Annotated in this window: 19 protein-coding genes; 4 read left to right on the plus strand and 15 right to left on the minus strand. The window is 69.7% G+C overall.

Annotated elements, in window-relative coordinates; all coding sequences use genetic code 11:
- Window positions 1–51: 51 nt before the first annotated feature.
- From HOV77_RS11265 to thyX, 5 genes are all read right to left on the minus strand, one after another.
- Window positions 52–1,179, minus strand: coding sequence for a low temperature requirement protein A (locus HOV77_RS11265; protein ID WP_290861101.1), 1,128 nt, complete (start codon window positions 1,177–1,179; stop codon window positions 52–54).
- 130 nt (window positions 1,180–1,309) lie between these two features.
- Entirely contained in the window at window positions 1,310–3,784 is a 2,475-nt protein-coding gene (locus HOV77_RS11270) for a DNA translocase FtsK (protein WP_290861103.1), read from the minus strand.
- A 71-nt stretch (window positions 3,785–3,855) separates the two neighbouring features.
- Window positions 3,856–5,544: a ribonuclease J gene (locus HOV77_RS11275; protein WP_290861106.1), complete on the minus strand. Its 1,689-nt coding sequence runs from the start codon at window positions 5,542–5,544 to the stop codon at window positions 3,856–3,858.
- Between the two features lie 56 nt (window positions 5,545–5,600).
- Complete coding sequence (gene dapA, locus HOV77_RS11280) at window positions 5,601–6,497, minus strand: 4-hydroxy-tetrahydrodipicolinate synthase (RefSeq protein WP_290861107.1); 897 nt, start codon at window positions 6,495–6,497, stop codon at window positions 5,601–5,603.
- A 54-nt stretch (window positions 6,498–6,551) separates the two neighbouring features.
- Complete coding sequence (thyX, locus tag HOV77_RS11285; protein WP_290861166.1) at window positions 6,552–7,295, minus strand: FAD-dependent thymidylate synthase; 744 nt, start codon at window positions 7,293–7,295, stop codon at window positions 6,552–6,554.
- An 88-nt stretch (window positions 7,296–7,383) separates the two neighbouring features.
- On the opposite strand from thyX, the gene HOV77_RS11290 reads away from it, so the two are divergent.
- Together HOV77_RS11290 and HOV77_RS11295 are read left to right on the plus strand one after the other, a co-directional pair.
- Window positions 7,384–7,908, plus strand: coding sequence for a toxin-antitoxin system HicB family antitoxin (locus HOV77_RS11290; protein WP_290861108.1), 525 nt, complete (start codon window positions 7,384–7,386; stop codon window positions 7,906–7,908).
- 38 nt (window positions 7,909–7,946) lie between these two features.
- On the plus strand, window positions 7,947–8,744 hold the full coding sequence (locus HOV77_RS11295) for a DUF4097 family beta strand repeat-containing protein (protein ID WP_290861109.1): 798 nt from the start codon (window positions 7,947–7,949) through the stop codon (window positions 8,742–8,744).
- 300 nt (window positions 8,745–9,044) lie between these two features.
- Here the strand turns inward: HOV77_RS11295 and HOV77_RS11300 are convergent, their stop codons facing one another.
- From HOV77_RS11300 to HOV77_RS11310, 3 genes are read right to left on the minus strand one after another with little or no spacing between them, the layout of a single operon-like run.
- Window positions 9,045–9,539, minus strand: a complete 495-nt coding sequence (locus HOV77_RS11300; RefSeq protein ID WP_290861110.1) for a DUF2752 domain-containing protein — start codon at window positions 9,537–9,539, stop codon at window positions 9,045–9,047.
- The gene (locus HOV77_RS11305; RefSeq protein ID WP_290861111.1) at window positions 9,536–10,756 is read right to left on the minus strand and encodes a crosslink repair DNA glycosylase YcaQ family protein; all 1,221 of its coding nucleotides are present in this window, start codon (window positions 10,754–10,756) and stop codon (window positions 9,536–9,538) included. Before HOV77_RS11305 ends, HOV77_RS11300 begins: the two co-directional genes overlap by 4 nt.
- Window positions 10,757–10,769: 13 nt before the next feature.
- Complete coding sequence (locus tag HOV77_RS11310; protein ID WP_290861168.1) at window positions 10,770–11,942, minus strand: glycosyltransferase 87 family protein; 1,173 nt, start codon at window positions 11,940–11,942, stop codon at window positions 10,770–10,772.
- Between the two features lie 56 nt (window positions 11,943–11,998).
- Here HOV77_RS11310 and HOV77_RS11315 point away from each other — a divergent pair, with 56 nt between their 5' ends.
- Entirely contained in the window at window positions 11,999–12,523 is a 525-nt protein-coding gene (locus HOV77_RS11315) for a GNAT family N-acetyltransferase (protein ID WP_290861113.1), read from the plus strand.
- 4 nt (window positions 12,524–12,527) lie between these two features.
- Here the strand turns inward: HOV77_RS11315 and dapB are convergent, their stop codons facing one another.
- The 6 genes from dapB to HOV77_RS11345 all read right to left on the minus strand — a co-directional run bounded on the left by dapB (window position 12,528) and on the right by HOV77_RS11345 (window position 20,469).
- Window positions 12,528–13,268 carry a 4-hydroxy-tetrahydrodipicolinate reductase gene (gene dapB, locus HOV77_RS11320; RefSeq protein WP_290861115.1) on the minus strand — a complete coding sequence of 247 codons (741 nt, stop codon included), beginning with the start codon at window positions 13,266–13,268 and terminating at the stop codon, window positions 12,528–12,530.
- Window positions 13,269–13,388: 120 nt separating this feature from the next.
- Window positions 13,389–14,657, minus strand: coding sequence for a pitrilysin family protein (locus HOV77_RS11325; RefSeq protein ID WP_290861118.1), 1,269 nt, complete (start codon window positions 14,655–14,657; stop codon window positions 13,389–13,391).
- A 93-nt stretch (window positions 14,658–14,750) separates the two neighbouring features.
- Window positions 14,751–17,072: a polyribonucleotide nucleotidyltransferase gene (locus HOV77_RS11330; protein WP_290861121.1), complete on the minus strand. Its 2,322-nt coding sequence runs from the start codon at window positions 17,070–17,072 to the stop codon at window positions 14,751–14,753.
- 245 nt (window positions 17,073–17,317) lie between these two features.
- Window positions 17,318–17,587, minus strand: a complete 270-nt coding sequence (rpsO, locus tag HOV77_RS11335) for a 30S ribosomal protein S15 (RefSeq protein WP_253756812.1) — start codon at window positions 17,585–17,587, stop codon at window positions 17,318–17,320.
- Between the two features lie 172 nt (window positions 17,588–17,759).
- The gene (locus HOV77_RS11340) at window positions 17,760–18,689 is read right to left on the minus strand and encodes a bifunctional riboflavin kinase/FAD synthetase (RefSeq protein WP_290861124.1); all 930 of its coding nucleotides are present in this window, start codon (window positions 18,687–18,689) and stop codon (window positions 17,760–17,762) included.
- 13 nt (window positions 18,690–18,702) lie between these two features.
- On the minus strand, window positions 18,703–20,469 hold the full coding sequence (locus HOV77_RS11345) for a hypothetical protein (RefSeq protein ID WP_290861126.1): 1,767 nt from the start codon (window positions 20,467–20,469) through the stop codon (window positions 18,703–18,705).
- 75 nt (window positions 20,470–20,544) lie between these two features.
- On the opposite strand from HOV77_RS11345, the gene HOV77_RS11350 reads away from it, so the two are divergent.
- On the plus strand, window positions 20,545–21,372 hold the full coding sequence (locus HOV77_RS11350) for a DUF4184 family protein (protein WP_290861128.1): 828 nt from the start codon (window positions 20,545–20,547) through the stop codon (window positions 21,370–21,372).
- On the opposite strand, the gene truB is transcribed toward HOV77_RS11350, so the two are convergent.
- Window positions 21,279–22,181, minus strand: coding sequence for a tRNA pseudouridine(55) synthase TruB (truB, locus tag HOV77_RS11355; protein ID WP_290861130.1), 903 nt, complete (start codon window positions 22,179–22,181; stop codon window positions 21,279–21,281). The genes HOV77_RS11350 and truB overlap by 94 nt on opposite strands.
- Window positions 22,182–22,188 lie beyond the last annotated feature (7 nt).

A 22,188-nucleotide genomic window follows, 5' to 3' on the forward strand; every position in this document is an offset into this window, starting at 1 on the left:
TTGGCGAGAGATTCGACCGCAATCCCTGATCCGGCCGAAATGGCCCGCCGATTACCGCGCCGCGGCGCGCGGCTTATCGGGCGAACGCCGTTCCAGCAGGAGCAGCGCCGCCAGCAGGAGCACGAGCGCGCTCAGCTGAGCGACCGCGTTCAGCCACAGCCCGAGCGGGACGGTCAGCAGCGCGCCGAGCCCGGCCACGACCCGGAACCACGGCGTACCGATGCGCAGGATGCGGCGGAAGAGCCCGTCACCCAGCAGGAAGACGGCGACACCGCCGCTCAGTACGAGCGCCTGAGCCACCGAGATGTGCTCGGTGGCATGCCCGATCGCCTTCTTGACGCCGGCCGCCAACCCGATGATGCCCAGCAGGAGTGGCACATGGGCCCAGCCGAACGCGTGCAGAGCCGCCCGCCCGCGCTTCTCGACCGGCGTACGGTCCAGCGCTTCTTCGGCCGCCGAGTCGTCGCCGCCGAAGTACACCCACCAGAGGAGGAAGGAGAGCACCAGGCCGAGGAAGGCGACGAAGATCAACGTCGGCGTCAGCTTCAGGCCCGAGGCCCCGACGCCGATGGCGACGATCGACTCGCCCAGGGCGATGATCACGATCAGCCCGTGGCGCTCGACGAAATGCGCCGAGCTGATGTTCCACTCCGTCAGGGGATGCAAGTAAGGCGAAGCCGTCATGACGAGGGCCGCCCCGATCCAGAGAATGATCCGCCAGGGGTCCGGCACCAATCCGCCCGCCAACACGAGGGACGCGCTGAGCAGGTTCAACGGGGCGAGCTTGCGCATCGCGTCCGGAGCTACGCGCAGCAGCAGTCCGCTGTGGATCGCGTTGACAAGGAAGTACCCCGCGCCGACCGCCCAGCCGGCAGCGCCGAAGGCGTCCGGCAAGGCCAATGCGATCAGCAGGAATCCCGCCATCCCGAGCAGGAGGAGCGCTCGGCGTACCGGATCGGTCGGGGCGGCGGTGTTCGTCATCCAGGCGAAGCCGTCGTACATCCACCAAATGATCAACAGCAGCAGGAGCACCCGGAGCGCGGTGCCGACCGTGAGGTCATGGGCCAGCACGGCGGTGAGCTGGGTAATGGTGAAGACGAAGACAAGATCGAAGAAGAGTTCCAGAGTGGAGACGCGGACGACCGACTCACGGTCGGCCGATACCTCGGGTGCTGTCACGGCGACACCGTAACTTGTCGCCTAGTTGATCACCCGCTCAGGGAGTTGATCAGGGGGCTACGGACACGACACGCCGGTCGACAGCCCCCATAAGTTCATGATCAACGGGAAAAGACGCGGGAAGCGAGCCTTAGTCGGAGGCGCCGAGGGACTCGAGGACCTCGGGGAGTTCGTCGGGCTTGATGAGCACCTCGCGCGCCTTCGACCCCTCGGAGGGCCCGACGATGCCGCGGGTCTCCATGAGGTCCATGAGCCGCCCGGCCTTGGCGAAGCCGACCCGCAACTTGCGCTGCAGCATGCTCGTCGAGCCGAGTTGCGAGACGACGACCAGCTCGATCGCCTGCAGCAGCAGCTGCAGATCGTCGCCGATCTCCTCCTCGGCCTTCTTCTTGTTGTCGACCGGCGGTGGGGCGGTCACGTCCGAGCGGAACTGCGGATCGCGCTGTCGCTTGCAGAACTCGACGACCTCGACGATCTCCTTCTCGTCGACCCACGCGCCTTGGATCCGGATCGGCTTCGACGCGCCCATCGGCAGGAAAAGGCCGTCACCCCGGCCGATCAGCTTCTCCGCGCCCGGCTGGTCCAGGATGACCCGGGAGTCGGCCAGGGAGCTGGTGGCGAACGCGAGGCGGGACGGGACGTTGGCCTTGATGAGGCCGGTGACGACATCGACGCTCGGCCGTTGGGTCGCGAGGACGAGGTGGATGCCGGCCGCCCGGGCGAGCTGCGTGATGCGTACCACCGAGTCTTCGACGTCGCGCGGCGCGACCATCATCAGGTCGGCCAGCTCGTCCACGATCACCAGCAGGTACGGGTAGGGCTCGATGACCCGCTCCGACCCGGGTGGCGGCTTGACCTGCCCGGCCCGCACCTTGCGGTTGTACTCGTCGATGTGGCGTACGCCGGCCGCGGCGAGGTCGTCGTAGCGCATGTCCATCTCGCGGACGACCCAGTCGAGGGCGTCGGCGGCCTTCTTCGGGTTGGTCACGATCGGCGTCACGAGGTGCGGAATCCCCTCGTACGCCGTCAGCTCCACCCGCTTCGGGTCGACCAGCAGCAGCCGCACCTGGTCCGGAGTGGACCGGGCGAGGATGGAGACCAGCAGCGAGTTGAGGCAGCTGGACTTGCCCGCGCCGGTCGCGCCGGCGATGAGGATGTGCGGCATCTTGGCCAGGTTGGCGACGACGTAACCGCCTTCGATGTCCTTGCCGAGGCCGACCACCATCGGGTGCGATTCCTGCTCGGCCACCCGGGAGCGCAGCACGTCCCCGAGGGCCACGTCCTCCCGGTCGCTGTTGGGGACTTCGATGCCGATCGCGCTCTTGCCCGGGATCGGGCTGATGATCCGCACGTCCTGCGACTTGACGGCGTACGCGATGTTCCGGGAGAGCTGGGTGACCCGTTCGACTTTGACGCCCCGGCCGAGCTCGACCTCGTACCGGGTGACGGTGGGACCGCGGTTGAACCCGGTGACCGCGGCGTCCACGTCGAACTGGTCGAAAACGTGCCGCAGTGCCTCGATGACGTCGTCGTTGGCCTTCGACCGGGCGCGCGGCGCGGCCCCGTGGCCGAGCATCGTCATCGGCGGCAGGACGTAATCGCCGCCCAGTCCGGGCACCGCGAGCTGCTCCGGCTTGAGCTCCTTGGCCGGTGGCGGGGTGTGCGCCGGGGCCTCCAGCTGCTTGCGCTCCTTCTTCCGCGTACGCGGAAGGACGATGGTCTCCTGGAGGTCTTCGATGATCTCGCCGTCGATGTCCGCGGGCCCGAACGGGTCGGGCAGCGGCTTGCGGCGGCGCGGCGGCAGCGACGGCCGCTCGTCGAGATCGGCGAGATCCTCTTCGTCCTCAGTGGAGGTCCGGCCGCCGAAGAGCCGATCGCTCAAGGCGGCCAGCCGTTCGGGCACCTTGTTGAGCGGCGTCGCGGTCACCACGAGCACGCCGAAGACCAGCAGCACGAGCAGCGCGGGCACGGCGACCCAGCCGCTGACCGCGTCCTTCAGCAGGCCACCGGTGAGCGCGCCGATCACGCCACCGGCGGCGTCGCGCCCCGTCTGATCGGCCGGGGATTGACTGATGTCGAACAGACCGGCCAGCGCCAGCAACAGGCTGCCCCAGCCCACCAGGCCGCTGCCCTGCCGATTCTCCTCCGACGCGTGCCGCATCATGCGGATCGACACGAAGCCGAGCAACAGCGGCAGTCCATTCGCGACAGAGCCGAAGAAGAATCGCACCCGGTCCGCGATCCACGCCCCGACCGGGCCGCCGCCGTCGAACCACAGCGCCACCACCAGCAACAACGCGGTCACGAGGCCGAGCAGGCCCAGACCGTCGCGCCGATGCTCCGTCTCCAGCTCGCGCGCCGTCGCGGCCTGCCGCCCCACCGCCCGCGCCGCCCAGCCGGTCGCCCCGGCCAGGCCGAAGAACAGCCCGCCGGTCACCTTGCCCAGCACGTCCAAAGGCCCGGGGAAGCTCGCGGTCCGCCGTCGTGCGGTCGTTCTAGCAGGGGTACGCCGAGTGGTGCGGGACGCGGAGGTACGTGCCACCGCAGTGGACGCCTTCGGCGGGTTCACGCGGCGGCTCGTGGTCGGGGTGGTACGGCGCGCCATGCTTGACAGCGTAGAGGAGATCATCAACGAGGTGCCGCATTCGCGAAAGCGTGTCACACCCCGCTATGTGGTCAGACCTCCAAAACCGACGGCACGATCATCGGCCGCCGCCGGTACGCCTCGTTCACCCACTTGCCGACGACTCGGCGTACCAGTTGCTGAAGCTGGTGGGGGTCGGTGATGTTGTCCGCCGCGGCCCGGTCGAGGGCCTGAGTGATGAGCGGCAGCACCGGGTCGAACGCGGCCGGATCCTCCGAGAAGCCCTTCTGCGAGATGGTCGGGCCGCCCACGACCTTGCCGGTGACCGAGTCGACGACCACCGTGACGGCGATGAATCCGCCGTCGCCCAAGATCCGGCGCTCGGTGAGCAGGCTCTCGCCGACGTCGCCGATGGCCAGGCCGTCCACGTAGACGTAGCGGCTCTTGACGTGACCGACCAGCTCGGCCCGGCCGTCGACCAGGTCCACGACGTCGCCGTCCTCGCACAGCACGATGCGGTCGGGCGCGACGCCGCTCTCGACGCCGAGCCGGGCGTGCGCCCGCAGGTGCCGCCACTCGCCGTGGACCGGCATGAGGTTGCTGGGCTTGACCACGTTGAGCAGGTAGAGCAGCTCGCCGGCGGGCGAGTGGCCGGAGACGTGCACCTTGGCCACGTCCTTGTGGATGACGTTGGCACCCTGCCGGGCGAGCTGGTTGATCACCCGGTAGACGCTGGTCTCGTTGCCGGGCACCAGCGAGCTCGCGAGCACCACGGTGTCGCCCGAGGCGATGGTGATGTGTCGGTGGTCGCCGGTGGCCATCCGGCCCAGCGCGCTCATCGGCTCACCCTGCGACCCGGTCGACATCAGCACGATCTGCTCGGGCGGCAGCGTGGTCGCCTCGTCGATGCCGATCAGCAGACCGGGCGCGATGTGCAGCAAGCCGAGTTCGCGCGCGATGCCCATGTTGCGGACCATCGACCGGCCGATGAAGGCGACCTTGCGGCCGTGCTCCTCGGCCGCGTCGAGCACCTGCTGGACACGGTGCACGTGGGAGGCGAACGACGCCACGATGATGCGGCCGGTGGCCTTGGCGAAGATCGAGCTGATCACCGGCCCGATCTGGCGTTCGGAGGTCACGAAGCCCGGGATCTCGGCGTTCGTGGAGTCCGACAGCAGCAGGTCGACGCCCTCCGCGCCGAGCCGGGCGAACCCGGCCAGGTCGGTGATCCGGCCGTCCAGCGGCAGCTGGTCCATCTTGAAGTCACCGGTATGCAGCACGAGGCCGGCAGGCGTACGGATGGCCACCGCCATCGCGTCCGGAATGGAGTGGTTCACCGCGAAGAACTCGGCCTCGAACGGGCCGAGCTGCTCGCGCTGTCCTTCCACGACGGTCAGCGAGTAGGGCGTGATCCGGCGCTCGGCGAGCTTCGCCTCGACCAGGGCGAGCGTGAAACGCGAACCCACCAGCGGGATGTCGGGCTTGTGCGCGAGCAGATAGGGCACCGCTCCGATGTGGTCTTCGTGCCCATGCGTCAAGACGATGGCCTGGACGTCTTCGAGACGGTCCAGAATGGGCTCGAAGTCGGGCAGGATCAGGTCGACGCCGGGCTGTTCGGTGTCGGGGAAGAGCACTCCGCAGTCGACCACGAGCAGCTTGCCGTCGAATTCGAAGACGGTCATGTTGCGCCCGATCGCGCCCAGTCCACCCAGGGGGATGACGCGTAGCCCGCCCTCCGGCAGTGGGGGCGGTGCGGGCAACTCCACGTGCGCTTCGGTCACTTCATTACTCCTGTGGTCCATGGGCGGCCGCCGGCTGCGCAGCCGCGATTCGCGAGTCAGAGAGGCAGGCCGGCGGCGTCGCAGTCGGCTCGCAGCTGCGCGAGCTCGGCTTCGGTGGCGTCGACCAGCGGCGGGCGCAACGGTCCGGCAGGCAGGCCCTTCGCGTTCATCGCGGCCTTGACGAGGATCGCGCCCTGCGTCCGGAAGATCCCGGTGAACAGCGGCAGCAGCTGCCGGTGCAGGCGCAGCGCCTCCGCCGTGTCCCCGTCGTGGTACGCGGAGATCATGCGGGTGGCGATCGCGCCGGTGAGGTGCGTGGACGTGCCCACGAGACCGCTCGCGCCGACGGACAGCAGCGGAAGGGTCAGCGCGTCGTCGCCGCTGTAGTACGCGAGGTCGGTGTCGCGCAGCACCTGGGAACTGGCGGTCAGGTCGCCCTTGGCGTCCTTCACGGCCACGATCCGGTCGTGCTCGGCCAATCGCAGGAAGGTCTCCGTCGCGATCGGTACGCCGCTTCGGCCGGGGATGTCGTAGAGCATCATCGGCAGCCCGGTGGCGTCGGCGACCGTGCGGAAGTGCGCGAGGAGCCCGGCCTGCGGGGGCTTGTTGTAGTACGGAGTGACGACGAGCAGACCGTGTGCGCCCGCCTTCTCGGCGGTCCGGGCGAGCTCGACCGTGTGGGGCGTGTTGAACGTGCCGACTCCGGCGACGATCTGAGCCCGATCGCCGACCGCCTCGATGACGGCCCGGAGGATCGTCTCCTTCTCGGCGTCGGAGGTGGTCGGGCTCTCCCCGGTGGTCCCGTTGATCACGAGCGCGTCGTTGTGCTGCTCGTCCACGAGGTACGCGGCCAGCCGGGCGGCGCCGTCCACGTCGAGCGAGCCGTCGGCCCGGAACGGGGTCACCATGGCGGTGAGCAGGCGGCCGAACGGTCGCCGGGAGTCGCGCGTCATACTTGCCAACTTATCGTCAACTGCGGTCCGGAGTGAACTGGCTGCGAAGGGCGGTCAGCCCTGCCAGAGGTACTCGCTCGCGGCGATCTCGGTGCCGTCGGCCAGCTTCGTGATCTTGAAGTCGTTGAACACGTTCGGCGCGACCCGCTGCAGCTGGCGCAGGCACTCGATGGCCAGCTCGCGGATCTCGACGTCGGCGTGCTCGGTCGCCCGCATGGCGATGAAGTGCCGCCAGGCGCGGTAGTTACCGGTGACGACGATGCGGGTCTCGGTCGCGTTCGGCAGGACCGCGCGGGCCGCCTGCCGAGCCTGCTTGCGCCGGAGCGTGGCGTTCGGGACGTCGGCGAACTTGGCCTCCAGGCCCTCCAGCAGCTCGTTGTACGCCCGCACCGCAGCCTCGCCGGCCTCCACGAACTTCTTGTGCAGCTCGGGGTCGGAGGCGATGGCCTCCGGGGCGACCATGGCCGCCTCGCGCTCGGGCACGTACCGCTGGGACAGCTGCGAGTAGCTGAAGTGCCGGTGCCGGATCAGCTCATGGGTGAACGAACGCGACACGCCGGTGAAGTAGAAGCTGACCGACCCGTGTTCGAGGACGGACAGGTGACCGACCTCGAGGATGTGACGCAGGTACCCCTCGTTGGTCGCGGTGGCGGGATTCGGCTTGCTCCAGGACTGGTAGCACGCGCGCCCGGCGAACTCCGCGAGGGCCTGTCCGCCGTCGGCGTCGGTCGACCACGGAACGTCGTCCGGGGCCGCGAATTGCGTCCATGCGATCAACTTGACCTGGGGCTCCACGATCTCCGTCACAAGCGACACTCTAGACCCACCCTCTCCTGACATCAGGAAGACACTTGCGTGATGTCAAGGACGATGTCATAGTGAAGTCATGGAGCTGTCGCCGTACCTCGAAAACCTTCAGCGAGACCTGACCGCAGCCGCCGCGCCCGGGGGTGACGACGTCACCCGCGCCGCCGGACTGCTCGCAGGCTCCCTGGAGGCGTCCGCCCGCCTCTGCCTCATGGAGGCGCTGTCCGACGCCGCCGCCGAGATCACCAGCAAGCTGAGCAGCGCCAGCGTCGAGGTACGCCTCCGCGGTCGCGACGCCGACCTGGTCGTCACCGAGACCGTGTTCGAGCCCGAGCAGCCGATCCCGGCCGCCACTACACCGCCGCCCACCGAAGGTGAGCAGGCGCGCATCACGCTCCGGCTGCCGGAGCAGCTCAAGGAGGCGGTCGAGCGGGCCGCCGCCGCCGAAGGCGTCTCCGTCAACGCCTGGCTCGTCCGGGCGCTCTGGGGCGCCACGCAGCCGGCCCCTCCCGGACCGGGTTTCCGTCCCGGTCCCGCCTTCCCGCCCGGCCCCGGCCAGGGCTTCCAGCCGGGCCGCCGGATCACCGGCTACGCCCAATCCTGACTTCTCGCCTGGCATACCCCTCGAAGGGATTGATCATCATGTACGAGTTCCCGGTCTCAGGCCCCCTCTCCGCCGAGGTACGCGTCAGCGCCGGGCGGCTGGAGATCGCCGCTCAGCCCGGCCTGACCACCGCAACCGTCCGGGTGGAGCCGGCCGACGGCTCGGACGCGTCCAAGGAGGCCGCCGAGCAGACGGTGGTCGAACTGCGCGGCACGAACCTCATCGTCAAGGCTCCCGAGAACAAGGGCTGGCTGCGGATGCGCTTCCCGCGGCTCGCCATCACCATCGCCGTACCGGCGGACAGCACGCTCGACCTGAAGACGGCGTCGGCCGATGCCACCTGCACCGGGGCGTACCGGACCGTCCAGGCGAACACCGCCTCAGGCGATGTCTTCGTCGAGACCGTCACCGGTGACTTCGCGATCACCACGGCCAGCGGCGACGTCCGGACCATGCAGGTCGGCGGCGAATTCAAAATCAAGTCTGCCAGCGGCGACATCAGCGCCGACACCATCGACGGCTCGGCAGTTGTGCATACCGCCTCCGGGGACGTCGAGATCGGCACGCTGGGCGGCGACCTGCACGGCACCACGGCATCCGGCGACTTCGCCGTGCGTACGCTGCGCCAGGGCACCGCCAAGGTGAACTCGGCCAGCGGCGACATCTCCGTCGGCGTCACGCCCGGGGTCGCGATCTGGCTGGAGCTCAGCTCGATGTCGGGCCGTGCCCGCAGCGACCTGCAGCCCTCGGGCGCACCGGCGAACGGTCAGCCCGCAGTCGCCCTGCACCTGCGGTCGATGAGCGGCGACATCCTGGTGAACCGCGCCGCCGGCTGACCTCCGCGAGCGGCCGTGACCTCCGTGAGGTTGCGGCCGCTCCGCTTTCGGGTGGGCGCTGCGGCTTTCGGGTAGGCGCTGCCCAAAATCGCACCGAAGAGCGGGGGCGGGGCTTCGCTGTTAGCTGCCATGATCAGCGGAGAAAATGTGGGGCTATGGCACCGCGAATCTTCCGTTGATCATGGAAGTCGGACAATTCGCCAACGGCGAAGCCCAACCCCCACCCTCTTCGGTGCGATTTTGGGCAGCGCCCACCGAAAGCCGCGCCCACCGGCAAAGCCGTGACGAAGGCGGTTCCGATCAGACGTAGAGCCAGGTGAACGGGGCCCAGGGCAGGTTGCGCAGGATCGTGAACGCGCCCCAGATCCCGAGGAACCAGGCGATCGTCTTGGGACCCACGCGCAGCTGCGGCAGCTGCTTGTCGAAGACCTTCTTGCTCGCCCACGCCACGTACGCGTACAGGAGGAACGGCACCGCGAAGACGAACAGCAGGTGGTGCCGGGCCGCAGCGGCGAGATCGCCGTGCATGAGGTACCAGGCGGCGCGGGTGCCGCCGCATCCCGGGCAGTCGAAGCCGGTGGTCAGCTTCAGCAGGCAGGACGGCGGCTCACCGGCGGACGAGTGGGTCGGGTCGGTGATCTGCGTGTAGCCGAGGGCTCCCGCGATGCAGACGAGAGCGGCGGCGGGACCGGCCCAGGCCGGCAGGGCCGCGCTACGGCGGATGAACCAGGCGGTGACCCGATCGGGCGGGCCGACGATCACCTGGCCGGGCGGGACGGACTCCACCTGCGTCATGCCGTTGACGTTACACCGTTGAGAAAAGCCGCGAGATCCCCTCGCTCGGCCTTGTCGACGCCGCTCAGCCCGAGCCATCCGGCCAGCCGGTCGAGCTCGGCGCGCAACGCGGGGGCGGTGCTCTCGGGATCGGCGCCCGGCTCCAGCCATGCCGCTGGTACGCGCAGCACACCGGCCTTGCGGTCGGCCTTGAGGTCGACCCGGGCGGTGAACCGCTCGCCCTGCAGGAACGGCAGCACATAGTAGCCGTGGACCCGTTGTGGCTCGGGCACGTAGATCTCGATGCGGTAGCGCAGGCCGAACAGCCGCTCGGTTCGGCCCCGCTCCCAGATCAGCGGGTCGAACGGGCTGATGAGAGTGCCGCCGGTGAACCGCCGCGGCCGGGGCGCTTCGCGATGCAGGTACGCCTGTGGCTTCCAGCCCTTGACCTGGACCGGAACGAGGACCTCGCCGTCGACGAGATCGGCGATCGCCTGCCGCGCGCCGTCGACGGGCAGCCGGAAGTAGTCGCGCAGCTCGGCTTCGGCCGCGACCCCGAGGGCCCGAGCCGCCCGCTCGACCAGCCGGCGATGGGCGTCGGCGGCGGCCGGGGTCGGCGCGCCGACCACCTCGGCCGGCAGGACCCGGGAGGTCAAGTCGTAGCGACGGGCGAACGACGTGTTCCGGCCGGCGCTCGTGACCGAGCCCTCGTAGAAGAGGAACTCCAGCGCCTTCTTCACGTCGGACCAGTTCCAGCCCCAGTTGTCGCCCTTCGGCTTCGGCACGTCGGCCTCGATCTCGGCCGCGGTCACGGGCCCTCGGTCGGCCACTTCGGCGAGCACCCACTCGACGAGCTCCGGCCGCTCCCGCGCGATGCTGCGCGGACCGCCCCACGCCTTCTCCCGGGCGGTGGCCATCCGCCAGCGGAGATCCGGCTGCAGCTCGACCGGGACGAGCGAGGCTTCATGTGCCCAGTATTCGAACAGCCAGCGGGGACGCCGGGAGCTGCCGCGATCGAGCAGCGCCGTTTCATAGGGCCCAATCCGGCTGTATGCCGGCAGGTAGTGCGCCCGCTGGAGGACGTTGACCGAGTCGATCTGGAGCAGTCCGGTGCTCTCGACCACCCGCCGCAGGTGACGGCCGGTCGGCGGGGCGGCGAGCGCCCGCCCGCCGAAGCCGGAGGCCGCCAGCGCGATCCGGCGGGCCTGAGTAAGCGTCAACGTCTCCATCGGGAGCAAAGATAACGACCGGCTACGACAGAACGCCCGGGTCACCTACCGACCGACCACGTTCCGCTATCCCGAGCTGCGCTACCACCTCGTGCGGTGACCGGATCGGGGTCAGGAACAACAACGCCAGTGCGATGAAGACGTAGACGTTGCTGCCCAGGAAGCCCCAGAAGCTGCTGAAGTGGTTGTCGAACGGCCAGACCACTTTGCTGCACAGGAAGGCGTAGCTGACGCCCGCGATCGCCCAGTACCGCCGGCGGTGCGCCCGATCGGCGAGGCCGGCGTTCACCAGCAGGATCAGTGACGGGATCAACCAGACCAGGTGGTGAATCCACGTCACCGGGCTGACAAGGCACGAGACCACGCCGGTGAGGGCCAGTCCGGCGGCCTCGTCCCCGGCGGCGTACGCGCGACGGCTGCGTACCACCCACACGACGAGTACGCCGATCGCCAGCACCAGCCAGAGCAGGCTCGACGGGTGCTCCGGGTTCAGCCGCGCCACCAGCCCTTGCAGCGACTGGTTCGAGATGAAGGCCAGCGAGCCGATCCGGTCGGTGTCCCAGAGCGCGTTCGTGAAGAACTCCCGGGCCATGTCCGGCGCGATCGCCGCCGTGGCCAGCGTGGTCACCGCCGCGGTGCCCATCGCCACGAGCGCCGCCCGCCAGCGCTTGGTGAGCAGTAGATAGAGGATGAACAGGCCCGGCGTCAGCTTGACCGCGGTGGCCAGGCCGATCCCGACGCCCGCCCAGCGGCGGTTCTTGCCCACCCCGAAGAACAGGTCCCCGGCGACGAGCGCCACGAGGAGCATGTTGACCTGGCCGAAGAGAAAGGTCTCGCGCATCGGCTCGTACGCGATGAGCAGCGCCAGGATCAGGGCCGCCTTGTAGCGGCGGTCCGGTTCGGCGACGAGCCACCAGACGACCAGTCCGGTCGCGACGATCGTCAGCAGTGAGGCGATGACGATCGCCACTCCCCACGGGACGAACGCCATCGGCAGCATCGCCACCGCCGCGAACGGCGGATAGGTGAAGCCGTAAGTGCTGCGCGGCTTGATGAAGTCGTAGAGCTCCCCGTGCCCGTGGACCCACCAGTTGACGGCGCCGTAGTAGACCTTGAGGTCGAAGAAACCGTGCCGGGTGGCGAATGCGGCGTCGAAGGCGAGGGCGGCCAGGGCCAGCACGGCCACGATCGCGATCCGATGTCTCACCCGTTCCCTCTCCCCGATCCGGCACTTCGTTAGGCTCTGACGTCGTGGCTGTAGGACATGTCCGCCCCGGGCGGCCCGGCGACGCCGGGGAGATCGCACGCATCCAGGTGGCGACCTGGCGGATCGCCTACCGTCGGCTCTTTCCCCGGCACGTCCTGGCGGAGCTGGACGAAGGAGAGTTCGCCGCAACCTGGCGCGATTCGATCATGGCGCCGCCGACCGAGCGACACCGGGTCCTCGTGGCCGTCGAGCAGTCGTCGACCTCATCGTACGTGGTGGGCTTCGTCGCCTCCGGGCCCAGTGATGATCTCTCCACGGCGGCCGAAATCGGCGAGCTACTGGTCGAACCGCGCTGGGGCCGGCGGGGACACGGCAGCCGGCTGCTCGCGGCGGCTGCCGACCACTGGCGCGACGACGGCTTCACCTCAGCCCTGGCCTGGGTCTTCGATCAGGCTCCCGCCACGCCGAAGTTCCTCGGCTCGGCGGGCTGGGCGCCGGACGGGGCGCAGCGGGCGCTCGACGTCGAGGACATGCTCGTGCCGCAGTCGCGGTACGCCACTCTCCTCTGAAAGGTCAGAGGAGCGAGTTGATCCCGACGGTCAGCCCCGGACGGGATCCGACGGAGCGTACGGCGAGCACGACGCCGGGCATGAACGACGCCCGGTCGAACGAGTCGTGCCGGATCGTCAACGTCTCGCCTTGCGTACCGAAGAGGACCTCTTGGTGCGCGACGAGTCCCCGGAGGCGCACGCTGTGCACCGGTACGCCCTCCACCGTGGCCCCGCGAGCCCCGTCGAACTCGTCCTTCGTCGCGTCGGGGATCTCGCCCAACCCCGCCGAGGCCCGGGCCGCCGCGATGAGCTGGGCGGTACGCAGAGAGGTCCCGCTCGGCGCGTCCACCTTCTGCGGATGGTGCAGTTCGATGATCTCGGCCGAGTCGAAGTACTTGGCGGCCTTCTCGGCGAACTCCATCATGAGGACCGCGCCGATCGCGAAGTTCGGCGCGACGACCACCCCGACCTCCGGCGTGGCCGCGAGGTAGGAACGCACCTCGGCGAGTCGCTCCTCGGTGAATCCGCTGGTCCCCACCACGACGTGGATGCCCCGGTCAACACACCAGCGCACGTTGGCGAGCACCACGTCGGGGTTGGTGAAGTCGACGACGACCTGGGCACCGGCCTCGGTCAGCGCGTCCAGTGGGTCACCCTGGTCGATCTGCGCGACCAGTTCCAGTCCGTCGGCGGCCGAGACCGCCCGGCAGACCTCTTGACCCATGCGCCCACGGGCGCCCAGCACTCCGACCCGAATCGTCACAGCCTCAACCTAACAGTCGGTGCCCTGGTGCCCGTCCACCCTGCCGGGTCCGCGCCGCATCGAGCGACCGAAGCAGCCACATCGAGCGACCGGAACAGCCCGATCGAGCGACCGGAACAGTCAGTGCGGGCCGATCATCGCCAGGTACTCCGGGCCGGTCAGCACCGCGCGAGCGACCTCGGTGACATCCGCGATGGTGACGGCTTCGATCCGGCGCAGCAGATCGTCCACATCGAGCAGATCGCCGTAGAGCAGCTCGCCCTTGGCCAGCCGGGTCATCCGCGACCCGGTGTCTTCCAGGCCCAGCACGAGAGCGCCCTTGAGCATCCCCTGCCCCCGGCGTAGCTCCTCCTCCGAGATCGGCTCGGCCGCGGCTCGGGCCAGCTGATCGCGGACGATCTCGAGCACCTCGTCGACCTTGCCCGGCGCGCATCCGGCGTACACCCCGAAGGTGCCGGTCTCGGCGTACTGCGAGGTGTAGGAGTAGACCGAATAGGCCAGCCCGCGCTTCTCCCGGATCTCCTGGAACAGCCGGCTCGACATGCCACCGCCGAGCACGTTGTTCAGTACGCCGACCGCGAAGCGCCGCTCGTCACGCCGTCCGATCGCCGGCCCGCCCAGCACCAAGTGCGCCTGTTCGGTGTCCTTGCGGCGGGTGACCGACTTCGGTTCGGCGTACGAGATGGGCGTCTGCATGGAACGCGGCCCGACGGGCGACGCGGAGCCGGTGTCCAGCGGTGTTCCCGCCAGCGCGGCGACCACCTGGTCCACGACCTGGTCGTGATCGAGACGACCCGCCGCCGCGATCACCATGACCGGAGCGGAGTACCGCGCGCGGTAGAACTCGTGAATGCCGTCGCGGGTCATCGGCGTGATGGAGTCGACGGTGCCCGAGATGAGCTTGGCCAGCGGATGATCGCCGTAGACGAGCTCGGCGTGCAGGTCGTGAACCTCGTCCGAGGGCTCGTCCTCGCTCATCGCGATCTCTTCGAGGATGACCCCGCGCTCGGTCTCCACGTCGGGATCGGCGAGCACCGAACTGGCGACGGCATCGCACATGACGTCGATGGCCAGCGGCAGGTCGGCGTCGAGCACCCGCGCGTAGTAGCAGGTGTATTCCTTCGTGGTGAAGGCGTTGGTCTCCCCGCCGACCGCCTCGATCGCGGCCGAGATGTCCAACGCGGTACGCCGGGCCGTGCCCTTGAAGAGCAGGTGCTCGAGGAAGTGCGAGGCGCCGCCTTCGCCCTCCAGCTCGTCGCGCGAACCGACGTTGACCCAGATCCCGAAGGACACGCTGCGCATGGCAGGCACGTCCTCGGTCAGGATGCGAAGCCCGCTCGGAAGCACTGTCCTACGGACCGTGCCGTCCAGAAAAGCGCTGGACGGCACGGTTACCTGTTGCTGCTTGTGGCGCCTAGGCGCCGTGCCGTCCAGAAAAGCGCTGGACGGCACGGTCATGTTCGGCTGATTCACGGTCAGCGGTCAGTCGCGCCGCTGCTGCCGACGACGCTCACGGCCACCGTCGTCACCGTCACGACGCGGTCCGCGATCGCCACGGTCCCGGTCACGGGGGCCACGGTCCTCACGGTCCCGGCCGGCCGGACGCTCGGCCGGAGCCGGCTTCTCGACGCCTTCCGGGTAGACCTTGTCCAGGTAGATCTTGCCGCGGGAGTCGACCTCGGCGATCTCCACCTCGACCTTGTCCCCGACGTTGAGGAAGTCCTCGACCTTCTCGACCCGCTTGCCGTCGCCCACCTTGGAGATGTGCAGCAGACCGTCGCGGCCCGGGAGCAGCGAGATGAACGCGCCGAACGCGGCCGTCTTCACCACGGTGCCGAGGAACTTGTCGCCGACCTTCGGCAGCGTCGGGTTGGCGATCTGGTTGATCCGATCCACCGCCGCCTGCGCCGACGGTCCGTTGGTCGCGCCGACGTAGATCGTGCCGTCGTCCTCGATGGAGATCTCGGCGCCGGTCTCGTCCTGGATCGCGTTGATGGTCTGCCCCTTCGGGCCGATCACCATGCCGATCTTGTCGACGGGGATCTTCACCGAGGTCACCCGCGGGGCGTACTCGCTCATCTCGCCCGGCGACTCGATGGCCTCCTGCATGACGTCCAGGATCGTCTGCCGGGCGTCGTGGGCCTGACGCAGCGCGGCGGCGAGGACGTCCGACGGGATGCCGTCGAGCTTGGTGTCCAGCTGCAGCGCGGTGACGAAGTCCCGCGTACCGGCGACCTTGAAGTCCATGTCACCGAAGGCGTCCTCGGCTCCGAGGATGTCGGTCAGCGTGACGTACTCCGTCTTGCCGTCGACCTCACCGGAGATGAGGCCCATGGCGATGCCGGCCACCGGCGCCTTCAGCGGCACACCCGCGGTCAGCAGCGACATCGTGGAGGCGCAGACCGACCCCATCGAGGTCGAGCCGTTCGAGCCGAGCGCCTCGGACACCTGGCGGATCGCGTACGGGAACTCCTCACGCGACGGCAGGACCGGGATCAGCGCCCGCTCCGCCAGCGCGCCGTGGCCGATCTCGCGGCGCTTCGGGGCGCCGACGCGACCCGTCTCACCGGTCGAGTACGGCGGGAAGTTGTAGTTGTGCATGTAGCGCTTGGTCTTCTGCGGCGACAGGGTGTCCAGCGCCTGCTCCATGCGCAGCATGTTCAGCGTGGTGACACCCAGGATCTGGGTCTCGCCCCGCTCGAACAGCGCCGAACCGTGCACTCGCGGGAGCACCTGGACCTCGGCGGTCAGCGGCCGGATGTCGGCCAGGCCGCGGCCGTCGATGCGGATCTTGTCGCGCAGGACGCGGCTGCGTACCTCGGACTTGGTCACCGAGCGGAAGGCCGCGGAGACCTCCTTCTCGCGCCCCTCGAACTGCGGGGCGACCGCCGAGATCACCTTCTCCTTGACCAGGTCGAGAGCCTCTTCCCGGTCGGCCTTGCCGGCGATCTTGAGCGCCTCGGCGACCTCGGCCGCGCCGGCCGCCTTGACGGCCTCGTACACGTCGTCCTGGTAGTCCAGGAAGACCGGGAACTCGCTGACCGGCTTCGCGGCGACCTCGGCGAGGGCGTCCTGGGCCCGGCACAGCTCGCGGAGGACCGGCTTGGCGGCCTCCAGACCGGCGGCGACGATCTCCTCGGTCGGGGCCTTGGCCCCCGCGCCGACGAGCTTGACGGTGTTCTCGGTGGCCTCGGCCTCGACCATCATGATCGCGACGTCGTCACCGACCACGCGACCGGCGACGACCATGTCGAAGACGGCCCGCTCGAGCTCCTCGTGGGTGGGGAAGGCCACCCACTGGCCGTCGATCAGGGCCACCCGGGTCGCCCCGATCGGGCCGGAGAACGGCAGGCCGGAAAGCTTGGTGGACATGCTCGCGGCGTTGATCGCGACCACGTCGTACGGGTGCGCCGGGTCGAGCGCGAGCACCGTCTCGACGACCTGGACCTCGTTGCGCAGGCCCTTGACGAACGACGGGCGCAGCGGCCGGTCGATCAGGCGGCAGGTCAGGATGGCGTCCTCGGTCGGGCGCCCCTCCCGGCGGAAGAACGAGCCGGGAATCCGGCCCGCCGAGTACATCCGCTCCTCGACGTCGACAGTGAGCGGGAAGAAGTCGAACTGGTCCTTCGGCGTCTTGCTCGCGGTGGTCGCGGAGAGGACCACGGTGTCGCCGAGCTGGGCGAGGACCGAACCGGCCGCCTGCCGGGCGAGCCGCCCGGTGGAGAAGGTGATCTCCCGCGTGCCGAACGCGCCGTTGTCGATCACGGCGGTGCTGTGCTGGGTGCCGAGAGTGGTCTCGGTCATGGATGAATACTCCTCTTCGGTCGTCTGGCGCGCGGCATGCGCTGGCGGCGGACGGCCGGTCTTCGATCGAAGCCCTCGGGCTCCGCTCCCGCGACGGCGGGGCGGCTCCGGGAGCCACTACCGAGGACCGAGCGTCAACCTGTGGCCGCCGATCGCGCCTCGTCTTTCTTGCATTGTCAGCCCGGCTGACCGGGCTGTCTTGCCAACAGGGGAGCGACCCGCAGGTCACTCCCCTGTTTGATGCGTCAGCGCCGGATGCCGAGGCGCTCGATGAGCGCGCGGTATCGGGCGATGTCCGTCTTCTGGAGGTACGCCAGCAGCCGCTTGCGGCGGCCGACCAGCAGCAGCAGCCCACGGCGGCTGTGGTGGTCGTGCTTGTGCACCTTCAGGTGCTCGGTCAGGTCCTTGATCCGCTTGGTGAGCACGGCGACCTGGACCTCCGGCGAACCGGTGTCACCCTCGGTCGTCGCGTACTCCTGCATGATCTGAGTCTTGACTGCAGCGTCGAGCGCCATGTTCTCCCATTTCGCGTGTGAGCCGAAGGCTCATGGATACTCCGGGCTCCGCACCCACGGCGTCGGGCAGGCGTACGCGGAGCCTCGTCAAGGTTACCTTACGGAGTGGATCATGCGCTTTGGGCGCGATGATCACGCCAGCCAAGCGATGATCACGCCAGCCAAGCGATGATCACGCCAGGCCGAGGACGTCCCGGGTACGCGAGACGTCGTCGGTGATCGCCGCGACCAGCGCCTCCAGCGTGTCGAACTTCACCGTCGGCCGCAGATGCGCCATGAAGTCCAGCGCGACCCGCTCGCCGTAGAGGTCGCCGGAGAAGTCGAGGACGAACGCCTCGACCCGGCGCTCGGTGCCCGCGAAGGTCGGGTTCGTGCCGACCGAGACCGCTGCCGGGAGCTGCTTGCCGTTGCGGAGCAGCCAGCCTGCGTACACCCCGTCGGCCGGGATCGCGGCGTGTGGCCCGCACAGGAGATTGGCGGTCGGGAAGCCCAGCTGACGTCCGCGCTGGTCACCCCGGACCACGACGCCTTCCAGCCGGTGCGGGCGGCCGAGCGCGGCGGCGGCCGCGGCGACGTCTCCGGCGGCCACGCACGAACGGACGTAGGTCGAGGAGAACACGGTCGAGTCGTCGGCCAGCAACGGAGCGGCCGTCGCGGTGAAGCCGAACCGGCGGCCCAGGCGCTCCAGCAGCTCGGCGTCGCCGGCCGCCTTGTGCCCGAACCGGAAGTTCTCCCCCACCACGACCTCGGCCGCGTGCAGCTGCTCGACCAGCACGTCGTGCACGAACTCCTCGGCCGGCAGCTTCGAGAACTCGCGGGTGAACGGCTGCACGCAGAGCGCGTCGACGCCCAGCTCCTCGATCAGCTCGGCCTTGCGCTCCTGGGTGGTCAGCACCGCCGGGTGCGAACCCGGGCGCACGACCTCGGACGGATGCGGGTCGAAGGTCAGCACGACGCTCGCCTCACCCAGCTCCCGCGCGCGCTTCACCGCGTACCCGATGGTGGCCTGATGGCCTCGGTGCACGCCGTCGAACACGCCGATCGTGATGACCGAGCGCCCCCACCCTCGCGGCGCCTGCGCCGCGCCCCTCCACCGCTGCATAGGGCCAAAGCTATCAACCTTCACAGTGGTGCCGGCACGTGATCAGGCGCGCTCCCCGCACGTCCTCCTGCAAGATCGCGAGGTGCCCGTCCGGCATCGACACCGGCCAGGCGCGCAGGTCACCGCCGTCGTCGGAGATCTCGTTCCAAGCCCGAGTGGTACGCCGTGAGCAGCTGTCGTCCTCGCAGGTGACGCTGATCACCCGGGGCCGGGGTTCCCGCCCCATCCGCACGTGGAGCCCCGAAGGCGTCGGTGGGGTCTTCCCGGCCAGCACCGCGACCGGCCGCCCGTCCCGGTCGAAGCCGAGCCCGACGATCGTCAGGTCTTCCTCGCCGCCGAGCGTGCCGGCCTCGCCGTACTCCTGGGTATGCCGAGTGCAGTCCCGGTCGGCGCAGCGGACGACTTCGAAGCCCCGCCCATCTTGATGGGCGTACGCGATCATCGGCGCGCCTTCGGGCCCGATCGCGACGGCCAGCGGGAAGTCCTGAGGCGGCTCGTAACTCACCTCGGCCAGCTCGATCCGGTGCGACGACCGGCAGGTGCGGTCGGGGCAGATCCAGGCGACCAGCTTCGCCGTGCCCTCGACGGTCCCGAGCTCGATGACCGGAGCGACGGCGAGGAGACCGCCCCCAGGCAGCGCGCGGGCGACCCAGTGATCCCAGAAGAAGCCGGGCCGCTCCAGCTCCGCCTTCCCCATTGTGCAGAGAGTGCCTTGGCACGTCGTCATTTCGACCGGCCCGTTCCCCGGGTACGCCAACGCGACGAGCGAGGTGCCGCCGTCGAACAGGGCCCGCTTCGTATCCCAGGCGATCGGGCTTTTCGACGCACCGACGCCGAGCCGGGGTTCCCCGTCTGTCGTGACGGCGTACTCGCCGAGGTGCTCAGTGGACTTCAGCGGGCCCGAGCTGCTCAGCACCGGTACGCCCATCGGGTTGACCAGGACGAGCCCGCCCGTCACGACGACGACCGCAGTCAGCCCACCGCACGCCGCCAGCCAGTGCCCCGGGCACGGAGCCGTCGCGCGGCTGAGCCCGCCGTCGAGGCCAAGCCGCCAGCGGGCCAGCAGCGCGCCCTGTACGCCGATCGCCCCGACGGTCAGGGCGGCCACGGCGAGCCGGCCGAGCGCGGCGGTGATCGGACCGGCGGTCACGTCGGGTAGCGAGCTGGACAGCCAGCCCGCCGGGACTCCGGCGACGACTACTCCGAGCATCACGAGGAAGACGCGCCAGCGGCGGCCTTCGGCGTACGCGACGCCCCGGCTGACCGACGCCCAGATCCCGAGCCCGTCGAGCGCCGCCACCGGCAGCGTTCCCACGAGCGAAGCGGCAGCGAAGACCGCGACGGCCACGACGACGAAGACCAGCGGACCGGCGAAGCTCCCCACGACTCCGGCGAGAAGCAGGCAGGCGGTCGCGCCGATCCCGCCGATCACCAGTACGCCGAGGAACGTCGGCAGCCGTCGCGCAGCCTGCCGCAAGGCCTCGAACGCGCTCGGCGGCTCCCCCGTCACCAGGCCCCGGAGGGCGATCATGACGGCGCTCACCGCCCACGCCCAGGCAACCAGCCAGACCAACCCCGCGAGGGCGTCCGGCCAGCCCGGCGTACGCAGCGTCAGTCCATCCACGACAGCGGAGTTCCCGCCCGAACTCAGCACATCGAGCATCGACTGCACGAGCGTCGCGACGGCGACGACCGGCGCGACGACGGCCACGAGCAGCCGCCAGTGCTGCAACGTGCCGTCCTCGGGCAGCCCGGCGGTGCCGACCGGAGTGTCCGTCATGTGCGGCAGCGTATGTCAGCTCCGCCAATCTCGCGGGACACCGCATGATCGTGTCCCGTCGTAGGCTGGCCGCCGATGCCGTTCACGCCCAGTCACATCGCCGCCGTCCTGCCCTTCGTCCGCCGCCCGGTCACCGGATGGGCGTACGCGCCCGCAGCGCTCGCCATCGGTTCGATGATCCCCGATGTGCCGCTGTTCACCAGGCGCTGGCCGGCGTACGCGGAAACCCACTCGGTCAAGGGCATCCTCACCGTCGACGTCCTCGCCACTTGTGCGGTGGTCGCGCTTTACTACCTCGTGTTCCGGACGGCGTTGCTTCAACTGCTACCGCGCGCGGTCGGCGACCGCATCCGGCCCCCGACCCGGCTGCGTCAGCCCGCCCATCTGGTCTGGGTGCCCGTCGCGGCTGTCTTCGGGGCGGCGACGCACGCCTTCTGGGACAGCTTCACGCACGCCCGCAGCGTGACGATCTGGGGATCCGCCCTCGGCACCCAGGTGCTGGGACTTCCGCTCTACAAACTTCTGCAGTACCTCTCGGGCTTGTTCGGCCTGATCGTCTTGGCCGCATGGGCGTTGTTCCGGCTACGACGGTTCACTCCGCAGCCGAGTCCGGGCCTGCGTCTCGGTTCGCGAACGCGGGTCACGGCGTTGGCGTTGCTAGTGGTAGCGACCGGCATCGGCGCGGTGTGGAGCGTGCTCACGACCCCGCATCCAGACGAACTCGCCTGGCATCTGCACTGGGCGGCGATCGGCGGCTGCAGCCTGGCCGCCCTGGCGACGACGGCCTACGCGGCGTTGTTCACAGTGGTTCAGGCGGCGGCGAGGACGATCTCCGGGCGCGCCTTGCCGCCCCGTTCCGAGACGACCGCGAGCGGCGTGCCGTCCGGGCCGAGCACGCCGTAAGAGCCGTCGAGGCCGATCGGCTCCAGCGGCCGGCCGTGCGACAGGACCTTCGCGGCGGCCTCGTCGACCTCACGGATCGGCATCGCCCGGCGCAAGGCCGCGGCCAGCGGCAACGTCACCGGATCGCCGCCGGCTTCCGCCAGGTCCGCGAGTTTTTCCAACGGGTACGCCTCATCGAGGGTGAATCCGCCCACCGCGGTCCGGCGGAGCGCCGTGAGATGGCCGCCGACGCCCAATGCCACGCCGAGGTCCCGCGCGATGGCCCGGATGTACGTTCCGGCCGAGCAGGCGACCTCGACGTCGACGTCGACGAAGTCACCGTCGGTCCGCACGTCGAAGACGTCGATCCGCTCGATGGTCACCCTGCGGGCGGCCAACTCGGGCGCTTCGCCGTCCCGGACCATTTTGTACGCGCGTACGCCGTTGACTTTGATGGCGGAGACGGCGCTCGGCACCTGATCCACTTCTCCGGTCATCGTGGACAGCTGTGTGCGTACAAGTTGATCGGAAAGATGCGCGGCCGGGACCGAAGCGGTGACCTCGCCCTCCGCGTCGTCGGTGACCGTGGTCTGGCCGAGCCGGATGGTGGCGCGGTAGATCTTGCGCGTGCCCACCACGTAGGTGAGCAGGCGGGTGGCCTTGCCGACGCCGATCACCAGGACGCCCGTGGCCATGGGGTCGAGGGTGCCGCCGTGGCCGACCTTGCGCGTGCGCGCGATCCGCCGGCAGCGGGCGACGACGTCGTGCGAGGTCATCCCCGGCGCCTTGTCGACTACGATCAGCCCGTCGGTGACCTGGTGTTCCGCCATGCCGACA

This window comes from Hamadaea sp. (assembly GCF_013362815.1).
Lineage (GTDB): Bacteria > Actinomycetota > Actinomycetes > Mycobacteriales > Micromonosporaceae > Hamadaea.